13 protein-coding genes are annotated in these 13,582 nt (G+C 41.5%); 4 read left to right on the plus strand and 9 right to left on the minus strand.

Features of this window, described 5'->3' with window-relative positions:
- Positions 1-266: 266 nt before the first annotated feature.
- Genes recG through asnC form a run of 3 tightly spaced genes read right to left on the minus strand, consistent with a single transcriptional unit; the run spans position 267 to position 3,594 of the window.
- Positions 267-2,348: an ATP-dependent DNA helicase RecG gene (recG, locus tag CWC04_RS18740; protein WP_138686150.1), complete on the minus strand. Its 2,082-nt coding sequence runs from the start codon at positions 2,346-2,348 to the stop codon at positions 267-269.
- Positions 2,349-2,408: 60 nt separating this feature from the next.
- Positions 2,409-3,095 (minus strand): tRNA (guanosine(18)-2'-O)-methyltransferase TrmH, encoded by a 687-nt coding sequence (trmH, locus tag CWC04_RS18745; protein WP_004588259.1) that lies wholly within the window; start codon positions 3,093-3,095, stop codon positions 2,409-2,411.
- Between the two features lie 40 nt (positions 3,096-3,135).
- Positions 3,136-3,594 carry a transcriptional regulator AsnC gene (asnC, locus tag CWC04_RS18750; RefSeq protein ID WP_004588258.1) on the minus strand — a complete coding sequence of 153 codons (459 nt, stop codon included), beginning with the start codon at positions 3,592-3,594 and terminating at the stop codon, positions 3,136-3,138.
- 196 nt (positions 3,595-3,790) lie between these two features.
- On the opposite strand from asnC, the gene asnA reads away from it, so the two are divergent.
- A complete protein-coding gene (gene asnA / locus CWC04_RS18755; protein ID WP_138686151.1) occupies positions 3,791-4,786 on the plus strand; it encodes an aspartate--ammonia ligase in 996 nt (331 codons plus the stop codon).
- Positions 4,787-4,810: 24 nt separating this feature from the next.
- Here the strand turns inward: asnA and CWC04_RS18760 are convergent, their stop codons facing one another.
- The 6 genes from CWC04_RS18760 to CWC04_RS18785 form a co-directional block, all read right to left on the minus strand.
- Complete coding sequence (locus CWC04_RS18760; protein WP_138686152.1) at positions 4,811-6,418, minus strand: flagellar assembly protein A; 1,608 nt, start codon at positions 6,416-6,418, stop codon at positions 4,811-4,813.
- Positions 6,419-6,569: 151 nt separating this feature from the next.
- Positions 6,570-6,962, minus strand: a complete 393-nt coding sequence (gene ridA, locus CWC04_RS18765; protein WP_004588255.1) for a deaminase RidA — start codon at positions 6,960-6,962, stop codon at positions 6,570-6,572.
- A 12-nt stretch (positions 6,963-6,974) separates the two neighbouring features.
- Positions 6,975-9,080 carry a bifunctional GTP diphosphokinase/guanosine-3',5'-bis pyrophosphate 3'-pyrophosphohydrolase gene (gene spoT / locus CWC04_RS18770; RefSeq protein ID WP_004588254.1) on the minus strand — a complete coding sequence of 702 codons (2,106 nt, stop codon included), beginning with the start codon at positions 9,078-9,080 and terminating at the stop codon, positions 6,975-6,977.
- A 127-nt stretch (positions 9,081-9,207) separates the two neighbouring features.
- Entirely contained in the window at positions 9,208-9,483 is a 276-nt protein-coding gene (gene rpoZ / locus CWC04_RS18775) for a DNA-directed RNA polymerase subunit omega (protein ID WP_004588253.1), read from the minus strand.
- Between the two features lie 114 nt (positions 9,484-9,597).
- A complete protein-coding gene (gene gmk / locus CWC04_RS18780; RefSeq protein ID WP_138686153.1) occupies positions 9,598-10,218 on the minus strand; it encodes a guanylate kinase in 621 nt (206 codons plus the stop codon).
- Between the two features lie 115 nt (positions 10,219-10,333).
- Complete coding sequence (locus CWC04_RS18785) at positions 10,334-11,194, minus strand: YicC/YloC family endoribonuclease (protein WP_024032427.1); 861 nt, start codon at positions 11,192-11,194, stop codon at positions 10,334-10,336.
- 163 nt (positions 11,195-11,357) lie between these two features.
- On the opposite strand from CWC04_RS18785, the gene rph reads away from it, so the two are divergent.
- The 3 genes from rph to CWC04_RS18800 are packed head-to-tail and all read left to right on the plus strand — an operon-like array spanning position 11,358 to position 13,170.
- Positions 11,358-12,071 carry a ribonuclease PH gene (gene rph, locus CWC04_RS18790; protein ID WP_004588248.1) on the plus strand — a complete coding sequence of 238 codons (714 nt, stop codon included), beginning with the start codon at positions 11,358-11,360 and terminating at the stop codon, positions 12,069-12,071.
- Between the two features lie 12 nt (positions 12,072-12,083).
- Positions 12,084-12,728: an orotate phosphoribosyltransferase gene (gene pyrE / locus CWC04_RS18795; RefSeq protein WP_138686154.1), complete on the plus strand. Its 645-nt coding sequence runs from the start codon at positions 12,084-12,086 to the stop codon at positions 12,726-12,728.
- A gap of 58 nt (positions 12,729-12,786) precedes the next feature.
- Positions 12,787-13,170: a diacylglycerol kinase gene (locus CWC04_RS18800; RefSeq protein ID WP_138686155.1), complete on the plus strand. Its 384-nt coding sequence runs from the start codon at positions 12,787-12,789 to the stop codon at positions 13,168-13,170.
- Positions 13,171-13,582 lie beyond the last annotated feature (412 nt).

A 13,582-nucleotide genomic window follows, 5' to 3' on the forward strand; every position in this document is an offset into this window, starting at 1 on the left:
AATGTCCCATTTGCTATGTGACTCTCTACCGCTGTGGGCACCACGACATCCCCAGGCTCCAAATACAAGAAAGCCCGACTCGAAAGAGCCGGGCTTTTTTACGTCTGCAGAAAAGTAAAAATACATTCCAGATATTATTCGCACAGTCTCCACCACCTCCGTAGCGTGGGTTGAGTATCACGAAACCCGCGGATAAGGCTCGCCGCACATTTTTGTATGGTAAATATAGCGTTTCAGCAGTGAGCTTTACGAGTACTTTAGCGTAATTATGCTTGTGCGTAGTTAGATTTATTACCTAGCCAGCGATGAATTAAAGGGTCTATAAGGTCGGGGTTTTGCTTTAGCATTTGTTGTGCAATGGGCCTGACTTGATTTAGCGTGTGTTTATCTCGAGTAAGATCCGCTATTTTAAATTCTGCTAAGCCAGTTTGTTTAGTGCCGAGCACTTCACCTGGCCCACGTATTTCTAAATCTCGCTCTGCGATGACAAAGCCATCGTTACTGTCTCTTAATACGCCTAGACGTTTTTGAGCTGTGTGAGAAAGAGGGGCGTGATATAACAGTACGCAATGCGAAGCGGTGGCTCCTCGTCCTACGCGCCCGCGTAATTGATGTAATTGTGCTAACCCTAATCGCTCAGGGTTTTCTATGATAATTAAACTGGCATTAGGTACGTCTACACCTACTTCTATTACTGTTGTTGCAACAAGTACGTGAATATTGCCTGCTTTAAAGTCGCTCATGATTGCTTGTTTTTCAGCGGCTTTCATACGGCCATGAACGAGCCCGACATTAAGCTCTGGCAACGCCTCTTTTAATTGTAATGCGCTGTCTTCAGCTGCTTGGCATTGTAGGGCTTCTGATTCGTCAATAAGGGTACATACCCAATAAACCTGCCTGCCTTGTTCATTACAGGCAAGCTTAACACGGTTTATTATATCGTCTCGGCGTGTATCAGGAATGGCAACAGTGGTTATAGGTGTGCGCCCAGGTGGTAACTCATCTATCACTGAGGTTTCTAAATCGGCATAGGCCGTCATAGCCAATGTACGCGGAATGGGGGTTGCAGTCATGACTAACTGATGAGGATAACAATTACCAAATTTGCCTTTCTCACGCAGTGAGAGGCGTTGATGAACACCAAAGCGATGTTGCTCATCTATGATAATCAATACTAAGTTATTAAATTTTACCTCGTCTTGAAATAGGGCGTGGGTGCCCACTATCATTTGCGCTTCCCCTGAGGCGATTTTTTCAAGTGTATTAGTACGCTCTTTTCCTTTAGTTTTACCGCCTAGCCAGGTAACGTTAATCCCAAGACTTTCAAACCATTGCTTGAAATTTATTCCGTGTTGTTCAGAAAGGATTTCTGTAGGTGCCATCAGGGCAACTTGAAAACCTTGTGCTATTGCTGTTAATGCACTTAATGCTGCAACCAGTGTTTTACCTGAGCCTACATCACCTTGTACTAATCGCATCATGGGGTAGGCATGCTGTAAATCCCCTTTTATTTCGGCTACAACTCTATTTTGTGCATTAGTCGGTGCAAAAGGGAGTTGCGCTAAAAATTGGCTCTCTAATGTATTTATAGGACTTAGGGAAACTGCACTTACTTGCTGCCCTTGCTCGCGTACTTTTAATAAGCTTAAGTTTTGGGCAAGTAGCTCTTCAAATACTAAGCGTTGTTGTGCCGGATGCATGCCTTGTTCAAGCGAAATAATGTCAACATCATTCGCAGGGCGATGAAGTAGCAATAAAGCTTCACTTAATTGCATATGTGACGGTTGCCATTTTTCAGGGATAAGCTCTTCAACAGAATACTTATGTAATAAATCGATGGCCTGTTCACTTAACGCTCTAATTGATAATTGTTTTAAGCCTTCGGTGGTTGAATACACGGGGGTTAGTGTTGCGGCGGTTGGTTGCTCGTTTGGGGTATCGCTAATGCTGTATTCTGGGTGGCTCATCTCAAAGCCAACGCGCCCGCGTCTTACCTCACCAAAGCAACGGATTATTTTGCCACTGCTAAATGCGTTTTTTTGCGCTGCTGTAAAATTAAAAAACCGTAAAGTAAGCCTACCTGTACCATCGTTTATTTGCACCACTAACATACGCCGTTTACCAAAGGTCACTTGGCTTGTTTCTATTGTTGCTTCAACAGTACAGTGGCTGTGTAAAGTAACATCGTTAATAGCATAAATACGGGTACGATCTTCATAGCGTAAAGGCAAATGAAAGAGCATATCTTGCACGGTAGCTATACCTAGCTTTTGTAGGCGTTCGGCCATTTTTGGTCCTACCCCTTTAAGTTCTGTAATAGGGTATTGGCTTAAGCTAGGTTTAGACAATGTAGGCTCAAATCTGTTTATTTGTGAATGAGTTAAGTGTACTCACAGGTTTGCTAAGCATCAAGCATGTTTTAAAGCTTGCCAAAACTGCTCGTTAGCGACTATTTCACCTTCTTCATCGAGTGGTGGGTAAGGTAGGTTTTTTAATCTACATTGCTTAGCAATAACTGGGTGATACCCTTCAAAATACATAGGGTGCTTAATCTCTTCACTTAGCATATCGCGCTTATATAGCCCTGCTTTTTCTCGTTGCTGCTGTGCTTCAAATAAAATAAGCGCAGCAGCTACTGATACATTAAGTGACTGCACCATGCCTTGCATAGGAATAATAATATTTTGATCGGCGTGCTTTAGCGCGTGCTCAGAAATCCCCGTTTTTTCTTGGCCAACGATTATAGCTGTGGGTTTTGTGTAATCGATTTCTCTAAAATCTACAGCATCTTCGCTCAAATGTGTTGCTAATATTTGTACATCTGGGTTGTGCTTGCGCATCATCGCAGCAGCATCATCAATATTTTTATGCAGGTGTGTTTCTAGCCAGTTTTTACTGCCGCCAGAGGTATTATTGGTCAGCCATTTTTGGTTTTCTGGCCATACAGCATGCACATGATGGCAACCTACTGCATCAGCACTTCTTACAATAGCTGAGAGATTATGATGTTTATGTACGTCTTCTAGGCAGACCGTTAAGTCTGTTTGGCGACGTGAGAGCACGTCTTTTATTCGTTGGTAGCGATTTTGCTGCATGGTGATCCTCTTTTTTGATAATTATACGTAATTTTATCTATTAAGGCATTACTGTGCGGCTAATTGGATTTTGCAAAGAGATTAGGGTCTCGGTTGATTGAATAGCCTCTATAGCTTGTATTTTATTAATGAGCACGTCTTGCAGATGGTCGATAGACTTGGCCATTACCTTTATAAAAATGCTGTAGTTACCCGTTGTGTAATAAGCTTCAACTACTTCTTCTAATGCTTCTAGTTTAATCAGTGTTTCAGGGTAGTCGCGAGCGTTATTTAAGTTAATACCGATAAAGCAACATACATCGTAACCAAGTTGCTTTGTACTAATGCTTAATTGGGTGCCGGTAATGATGCCCGCTTGTTTCATTTTTTCTACGCGTACGTGAATTGTGCCGGCACTTACAGCAAACCGTTTAGCTAATTCTGCGTAGGCTGTGCGGGCGTTGGCCATTAGAGCGTGAAGTATCTGTTTATCGAGATTATCGATTTGATAATTTTCCATTATTTTTGCTTACTTAAATTAGTGAATCTACATTTTTATACCGTGTAAATTAATCGATTTTGCATATTAAAGCTATTTTTATTATGGGTTATTGAATTAAAAGTTTAAATCGTTACAGTAACATCATTAAAGGCGCCTGCAGGGTGTTTTTTCATTAATAAGCAAGTAACAATAACTGGGAATGAGGCCAATTATTATGAGTTCACACTATGTGCAGCAACAGCAGCAAATAAGTAAAGTTAAGCAGTTTTTTTCACAGCAATTAGAGCAGCAACTAGGGTTAGTTGAAGTTCAGGCTCCTATTTTGGCCAAAGTAGGTGATGGCACACAAGATAACCTGAGCGGCCACGAGAATGCAGTTGCTGTTAACGTAAAAGCAATTACCGATAGCAGTTATGAAGTTGTTCATTCGCTTGCTAAATGGAAACGTAAAACGCTAGCGACTTATGGCTTTTCTGTAGGTGAAGGTATTTATACGCAAATGAAAGCGTTGCGCCCAGATGAAGACTCATTAAGCCCAATACATTCTGTTTATGTTGATCAATGGGATTGGGAGAAGGTAATTTGCCAACGTACTGAACGTACGCTCTCTACATTACAAGATACAGTTAAAGCCATTTACACTGGCATCAAGCAAACAGAGCAGTTTGTAAGTGAAAGCTTTGGTATAGCCCCATTCTTACCTAGTGAAATAACGTTTATACACAGTGAGCAATTACGCAAAATGTACCCTGACTTTAGTGCAAAGCAACGCGAAAAAGCCATTGCACAAGAGTACGGTGCGGTATTTTTAATTGGTATTGGTGGTGCATTAGGTGATGGTAAAATCCATGATGTACGCGCTCCAGATTACGACGATTGGTCTACCCAAACGATTGACGGATACACAGGATTAAATGGCGATATTTTAGTGTGGAACCCAGTGTTAGAAGATGCCTTTGAAATATCATCTATGGGTATTCGTGTAAGCCCTGATGTATTAAAAGCGCAATTGAGCATAACAGGCGATGAAGAACGCCTAGCATTCGATTGGCATAAAGCATTATTAGAAGAGGCTTTCCCACAAACAATTGGTGGCGGAATAGGGCAATCGCGCTTAGCAATGTTATTACTGCAAAAGCAGCATATTGGACAAGTCCAAGTAGGTGTATGGCCAAAGCAAACGCACGATACGGTAAGTGGCTTACTGTAAATTATAAAGGGCGCTTAATGCGCCCTAATGTGTTTTAAAGTTTATTTCTACTTTATTGTTTTGTAGGTTTATATTGCAAGGAGGGTAGTTGCGGGTAGTTTTTAATACTTTATCAAAAATATGGATCTCTACCCCTGAGTGTAATGATGTATTAACGACGAGATTTGCATCGCTTAGTAGGTCGTGGAGTTCATGATCTAGGCTAGATAACTTTTTCTCTAGCTGCTCTGCTTGTTGGCAATAATGCTGCTGTGTTGCGCCAATTTTTTTAATGAGCAGATTCTTCTTTTCTATATCTTTTACTTTATCTGCTTTTTCTAGTGCTGCTTGAAGGGTATCAAGCTGCTCATCGGTTTTTGCTAAGTCTTTAAAGCAGTTATCTGTGTCGGCCGTTATTTCAGCGCCGGATGCGGCTAAATTGATAGCCATTTTTGCACCTGATTCATTGCCTATTTCGCCAGCAATTAACACGGTTGCATCAAGAATCTCTCCACCAAAAATTTTCCCTTTGGGTAACTCTGTTTGGCCAACTTGTAATAAGTGTTTTGCTTTAATAGCACAATGGCTGGCTTGGCGGTCTATAAAGATGTTTTTGCCCTGCATATAACAGTATTGTGCGTGAGATACATGAACATCACCTTCACTTTTAATAGAGCACGACAATGTTTTATCTTCGAGCTTTTGATGGCCAATAATGCCTTGCTTTACAGTGATGTTTCCGCCGGCTGATAATTCGCCAGATTCGACCGTGCCAAAAACAGTAATGTCGCCTTTTGCGGTGACTCGCATTCCTGGGTCAATGTTTTTAGTCACAATAACACTGCCTTCAAAATCAATATGGCCGCTTTTAACATCTACATCAGAGATGGTAAAAATATCATCAACTCGCATACCGTTAGGTATTTCTACGGGGACCCCCGCTGTTGTAGAAACAAGCTCGAGCGGATTTGTTTTTGATATCTCGGCGCCTTCGCCTGCCACTAACTTTTTATTTTCACCGGGTTTAGCCGGTAGTATGTCACCTACTACAGTGAATCCTTCTTTACCGGGAGTTGCAGGTTGCTGGCGGATCAGTACAGTGCCGGGCTCTACGCTTGCCAGTTTACCAAAGTCGCGCATATCAACACTGCCATCTTCCTTCAGTTTTGGTGCTTTTAGGCGATCTTTGAGGGTTTCTACCATAGCTACAAATTTTGTTGCTGTGCCTTCTGCTGGTAGGCGGCCTTTGGCTAGAATCCCTTTTGCCACTGTACCTGGGGGGAAGTTAAATTGTTTATCTAAAAGCTGCTCTAAAAAAGCTTGTTTGTAACCACGTACAACCCCTGCTTTTATCAGTTGTTTTTTGCCCTCTTCTAACGAAAGTACTTTACCACCATAAGCTAAGGTTAGCTCACCTATGGCTTGCATTTTATCTTCACTTAACGTTACCACAAGCGATGCATCGTGCTTACTTGCTACAACCAAGGTTGGCTCATTATTTTGCGCTTTAAAAAAATTATCAATAGCCTCGTGGTCAATTTTGCATTCGCAAAACGTCGACTTCTCGAGTGCATCAATTATAAAAGCGGCGCTAGGTGGAGCGTGCTTACTTACATCAAGTAATACGTTCCCATTATTGGCAAGCTTAAACACTAGTTAATCCTTTTCTACTACTTAAGTTAAGATTGATTTTATTGCATGATTACAGAGTGCTAGATATTTACATGTGAGTCAAGAAAGGGCGATAAACAAAGGCTAGCAGTAAAAAATAGAGCTATAAAGGGGGTTTATAGCTCTGTATTTATTAATTAGTTGAAGGAAGTTCCATAATGCCGTCAATTTCAACTTGTGCGCCTTTTGGTAGAGCACGTACACCTAGTGCTGCACGGGCAGGATAAGGCTGCTTGAAATATTGGCTCATTACTTCATTAACAGTGGCAAAGTTTGATAAGTCTGTTAGGTAGATATTAATTTTAACAAGATCTTGGATTTTACCGCCTGCTTCTTCGCACACCGCTGTAATGTTTTTAAATACTTGATGTGTCTGCTCGCTAAAGTCTTCTGAAACCATTTCCATTGTTTCTGGAACAAGTGGAATTTGTCCAGATAAATAAACGGCAGTACCTACTTTAACCGCTTGGCTATAAGTGCCGATAGCAGCAGGTGCTTTTTCGGTAGAAATAAATGCTTTATTCATGAGTTTCCTATTTTACTTTTTACGATAGACTCTTTGCACATCAGGCATCACGCGAATGCGGCGCATAATATTAGCAACGTGGACGCGGTTTTTAACGGTAACGCCCAAGTCTATCACATATAAATTACTTTCTTTTTCGTCGGTAGTGATCTCAACAATGTTGGCTTGGGTTGTAGCAACAACATTTGTGAGTTTAGCTAAAGCCCCTTGGTGATTAATTATTTCCACCCGTAGCGCAGCTATATATTCTTTTTCTGGATTGTCATCCCATTTTACAACCAGGTATTTTGAGCGTTCGTTTTCCCAGCCGCGAATATTTTTACATTCTTGGCGGTGAACGGTAAGCCCTTTACCTTGGCTAATATGTGCAGTGATGGCATCCCCTGGTACAGGTCGGCAACACTTAGAATAATTAACCAACATGCCTTCGGTACCAATAATGGTTGCTTTGGCTTGTTTGCTAATATCAGACAAGTCGTCGCTTTCTTCTTGCAATAAGCGTTTAGCGATTAACACGCTCATTAAGTTACCTGCGCCTATTTCTACCAGTAATTCTAATACTGTAGATAGTTCGTGCTCTTCGAGTACGCGGGCTATGTTTTCATCCGCAATGCTGTCGAGCTTATTTTCACCTAAGGCAGAATCGAGTAAGCGTCGGCCTAATAACAATGCTTCTTCTTGGTGCTGGCTCTTAAGGTAGTTTCTTATCCCTAAACGGGCTTTACCTGTAACTATAAAGTTCAGCCACGTTGCATTAGGGTGTGCACCCGAGCTGGTAATAATTTCAACACTTTGCCCAGTATCTAAGGCTTTGCTTAGCGGGTAAGGTTTACGGTTTACCCTTGCACCTACACAAGTGTTACCTACATCAGTATGCACCGCGTAAGCAAAATCAACCGCGGTGGCGCCCATTGGCAGCTCTACTATGCGGCCATCGGGGGTAAATACGTATATTTCTTCTGGGAACAGCTCGGTTTTAACGTTCTCGACAAATTCGAATGATGAGCCGGCACTTTGCTGAAGCTCCAGCAAACTTTGCATCCATTGACGCGCACGCTGTTGAGCTGTGTTACCCGCGCCATCACCGGCTTTTTTATACATCCAGTGCGCAGCAACCCCTTTATCGGCCATGTGATCCATGTCATGCGTACGCACTTGTATTTCTACCGGAATACCGTGTGGGCCTACTAATGACGTATGCAAAGACTGATAACCATTTGTTTTAGGTACGGCAATATAGTCTTTAAAACGCGTTTCGATAGGTTTATACAGGTTATGTGCTACACCTAACACGCGATAACAGGTATCCATTGCATCTACGTTTATTCTAAAGGCGTAAATATCCATTACCTCATTAAAAAGCAGCTCTTTATTTAGCATTTTTTTATAAATGCTATAGAGGTGTTTTTCGCGCCCAGAAACCGTCGCCTTAATACCAGACTCTTCAAGACGTGCTTCTATTTCGGTTTGAATGTTAGAAATAACTTCTTTGCGATTACCTCGCGCTTTTGCCACTTCAGATTTAAGTGCGCGATGACGCATAGGGTATAAAGCCTGAAAACCTAAATCTTCTAGCTCATTTTTAATATCGTGAATACCTAAACGGTTTGCAATAGGTGCGTAAATTTCAAGTGTTTCACGGGCAATACGACGGCGCTTATCAGGGCGCAGAGCGCCTAATGTACGCATATTGTGAGTACGATCGGCCAGTTTAATTAAAATAACCCGAATGTCTTGGGTCATAGCCATGATCATTTTTCGGTAGTTTTCAGCTTGGAATTCTTTTTTGTCTTTAAAGCTGAGCTTATCGAGCTTACTTACCCCTTCAACAAGTTCGGCAACCGTATCGCCAAATATTTCGGCTAAGTCCTGTTGGCTAAAGTCGGTATCTTCAATAACGTCATGCATTAGCGCGGCCATAAGTGTTTCATGGTCAAGGTGCATGCCAGCAAGAATTTGGGTTACTTCAACAGGGTGAGTAATGTACGGCTCGCCGCTTGAGCGAGTTTGCCCCTCGTGAGCCTCTCGGGCTACCACGTAGGCTTTTTGCACTAGCTCTACTTCAGCAGCAGGCAAGTATTCAGATATTTTCTTTTTAAGACCTTCAAAAAGATACATTCACACTCCAATGTTCTCGTGAAGCAATAAGTAACGGTAAGTAATAGAATATACGATGAAAAGAGGGGATTGCCAACGGCTAGAGTAGAAATACTGAGCCGTTGACTAAATCAAACCGGGTGGTTGATTATTGATTACCGCCAACAATAGCAGCAACCGCAGCTAATTCAGCTGCTTCTTGGTGTTGTTGTTCTTCACGGTCAATAACGTCCATTGATGAACTATCAACTAAACCTTTTTCGATTTCACGTAGAGCGATAACGGTTGGTTTGTCATTTTCAGCGTCTACTAGTGGGTCTTTACCACCAACAGCAATTTGGCGGGCACGACGAGCCGCAACTAAAATTAAGTCAAAACGATTACCAATTGCATCTACTGCATCTTCAACTGTTACGCGAGCCATCTCAGCACTCCAAAATAATTTAAAAGCAAAGGCGTAGTTTACTGCAAGCAGCTTGTTTCGCCAATAGCCAGTGGTTAATTTTTACCAGTTTTCCCTGTAAAGGGCATAAATGGCTTATTTAAGTAAGTTTGTAATTAAATCGTGATGACGGCTAGCTTGTGCTTTTAACGTTAAGCGCTGCGCTAATACGATAGTTTCAATATTGCTAAGGGCTGTTTCAAAGTCATCATTAACTACAACATAATCATATTCATTGTAGTGCGATGTTTCTGATTGCGCTTTGGCCATACGCCCAGCGATGACCTCTGCAGAATCTTGGCCTCGGTTATTTAAGCGCTGCTCAAGCTCTGCTTTAGAAGGGGGCAAAATAAAAATTGTTTGTACGCTTGGCATAATTTCGCGCACTTGCTGCGCACCTTGCCAGTCAATATCTAAAAATACATCAATACCGGCATTCAGCTGCGACTCAATAGCCTGCTTTGAAGTACCGTAGTAATTATCGAATACTTGCGCCCATTCAAAAAAATCATCTTTGGCAATTAATGCTTTAAATTCATCGGCGCTTACAAAGTGATAATGCACCGCATTTTCTTCACCAGGACGAGGGCTTCGAGTGGTATGCGAGACCGATACTTTCATATCTGCGTGTCTTTTTAGTAACGCCGTGATTAAGCTAGATTTACCCGCACCAGAAGGCGCCGATAAAATAAATAAATTTCCGCGAGTTTGAGCCATGTTTTTCTCTACTTAAAATAAACAGGCTTGGATTAAATCAATAATCCAAGCCTTTAATTACGTTATTGTACTTTATTTAACTAATTGTGCTCAAGTAAGTAGCACACAAGTACGATCACTCAATATTTTGAATCTGCTCTCTCATCTGCTCAATGAGCACTTTTAGCTCCACAGCTGCATTAGTAATATCGCTATTAATAGACTTAGAGGCTAGGGTGTTTGCTTCGCGGTTAAACTCTTGCATCATAAAATCTAAACGGCGGCCACACGCGCCACCTTTATTAAGAATTTTTTTAGTTTCTTTTACGTGCGACTTTAAGCGGTCGAGTTCTTCGGCAACATCTTGCTTTTGCGCAAGGTAAATAAGCTCTTGTTCAAGGCGAGATTCGTCAATGTCGGTTTTTAAGTCTTCAAGCTTTTGATTAAGCTTTTCACGCTGCCACTTTGCTATTTCTGGTAAGTGACTTTCTACTACAGTAACTTGCTCAAGTATGGCATCAAGGCGAGTGGCAATCATTTCTTCTAAATTTGCGCCTTCATCGCCACGGGCTGATTTAAAATCTTCAACTACTTGGTCAAAGCCCGCTATAAGTGCTTTATTAACGGTATCTAAATCGAGCTCCTGTGCTTCCATTACGCCAGGCCAGCGCAGTATATCAACTGGGTTAATGTCGCCACTACTTTGTTGCTGCACCCATTTAGCACTATTTATTAGTTGCTCAGCAAGTGACTCATTAATTGATAGCTCACCCACGTGTGCTGGATTTGCAACAAACTTTAAAAATACTTCAACTTTACCGCGTTGCAAATTTTTACGTAAACGCTCACGAATTACCGGCTCCATGCCACGAAATTGCTCTGGTGCGCGAATAAACGTTTCAAGGTAGCGCTGGTTTACTGAACGAATTTCCCAGGTGCCAGTGCCCCAATCGCCTTTAATTTCGCGACGCGCATAAGCAGTCATACTGTGGATCATGGATAAGTTCCTAAAATTTATTAATACAATATTGCGATGATTATACCGTAACACTGCTTAACCTCTAGAGAAAATTTATTACGCTGAATATTTTACAATCAGCATGGCATCTACCCGCTCATGCACTTATAATGTCGCAAATTCAGAATTAAGGGGATCGTCAATGCGTCCAAGCGAAAGAACACCTAACCAAATTAGACCGGTATCATTTACACGTAATTACACATTACACGCTGAAGGCTCAGTACTTGTTGAGTTTGGTAATACCAAAGTACTTTGTACTGCTACGGTTGAAGCAGGTGTACCACGTTTTATGAAAGGCCAAGGCAAAGGGTGGATCAACGCTGAATACGGTATGCTACCGCGCTCAACGCATACGCGTAACGCACGTGAAGCAGCACGTGGCAAGCAAGGCGGTCGTACTATGGAAATTCAACGCTTAATTGCTCGCGCATTAAGAGCTGCAGTAGATTTAAAAGCGCTTGGCGAAAACACCATTACAATTGATTGTGATGTGATTCAAGCTGATGGCGGAACACGTACTGCATCTATTAGTGGTGCATGCGTTGCTTTAGTTGATGCACTTACTCACATGCGCGCTAAAGGAATGATCAACTCAAACCCACTTAAGCACATGATTGCTGCTATCTCGGTAGGTATTTATAAAGGCCAACCAATTAGTGATTTAGAGTACCTTGAAGATTCTGAAGCCGAAACCGATATGAACGTAATTTTAACTGAAACAGGTAAAATTATTGAGGTGCAAGGTACCGCAGAGGGCGAACCATTCTCGTTCGACGAATTAGATGAGCTACTTACACTGGCTAAACATTCAATCCGTGAAATTATTGACGTTCAAAAACAAGCGTTAGCATAAGCGAGAACCCCAATGAAAGATTATCAAAAAGAGTTTATTGAATTTGCTTTAGAAAAGCAGGTTTTAAAATTTGGCGAGTTTACCCTTAAATCAGGTCGTACAAGCCCATACTTTTTTAATGCTGGCCTCTTTAAGACAGGACGTGATTTAGCACGTTTGGGTCGTTTTTATGCATCAGCCCTCGAAGACGCAGCAATAGAATATGACGTTTTATTTGGCCCAGCTTATAAAGGTATTCCTATTGCAACTACTACCGCAGTAGCGCTGGCAGATCACCATGATAAAGATGTACCTTATTGCTTTAACCGTAAAGAGAAAAAAGCACATGGTGAGGGTGGTACATTAGTAGGTTCTGCATTAACGGGCAAAATTATGCTGGTGGATGATGTGATCACCGCAGGCACTGCGATTCGTGAATCAATGGAAATCATTGCCGATAACGGCGCAGACCTAAGTGGTGTACTAATAGCACTTGATCGCCAAGAAAAAGGCAAAGCTGAGCTTTCAGCTATTCAAGAGGTTGAGCGCGACTTTAATACCAAAGTGATCTCTATTGTAAAATTAGCTGATCTTATTAGCTACCTTGAGAGCCAAGGTACAATGGACGAGCATTTAGCATCAGTTAAAGCATATCGAGATCAATACGGTATTGCCTAACTAAAAAAAGCCTCGCAATTGCGGGGCTTTATTTTGACCACAGTAAATAGAGCTAATAATGAAAGATGTATTTAAACCTAACGGCCTTGGTATAAAGCGTATATTTAAAGCAACGTATTGTTCGTACCTTGGTTTTAAAGCGGCCTTTATAGAAGAAGCGGCTTTTAGGCAAGAGTTGCTACTTAGCATTATTTTGCTACCCATTTCTTTTTGGCTAGCTTCATCGTTATTACATTGGGCATTGTTAGTAAGTACATTACTGATCATACTGATTGTGGAATTACTTAATTCAGCAATAGAAGCGCTCACTGATCGCGTAAGTACAGAGCGCCATGTATTATCGGGGCGTGCAAAAGATATGGGATCTGCAGCAGTAACACTCTCATTAATGATCCTTACGATCGTGTGGGGTGCTAGTTTGTATATAAAGTTATTTCAGTAAACCCTCTATATAAACCAATTAATACACCTAAAATGTTAATAAAGTGCTAGTTATGTTGTGTTTTTAGCGCATTTAGCTCAAATACTCAGCGAACAGTCATTTATTTCAAGTTTTCTTCAAAAAAGGGTTGATCTGTTTTCGGATCTCCCTATAATGCGACCCCACTGAGACGGCAGAGCGCAACGCATAGCGAGGCACGAGCTACTCAGTGAGTTGAGTAAAACTTAGTTTTAAAAACTTTCAAGTTTAACAAAATTAAGTGTTGACAAAAAAATAGGAAGGCGTAAGATGCGCAGCCCTAGCGAGATAAAGTTTAACGCTTTAATCGCAACGTTCTTTAACAATATAAAGCAATCATCTGTGTGGGCACTCGTACAGATTGAGTTCTAACAGCCAAGCTACTTAGTTACTG

The sequence above is a fragment of the Pseudoalteromonas sp. S2893 genome, assembly GCF_005887105.1.
GTDB lineage: Bacteria > Pseudomonadota > Gammaproteobacteria > Enterobacterales > Alteromonadaceae > Pseudoalteromonas > Pseudoalteromonas atlantica.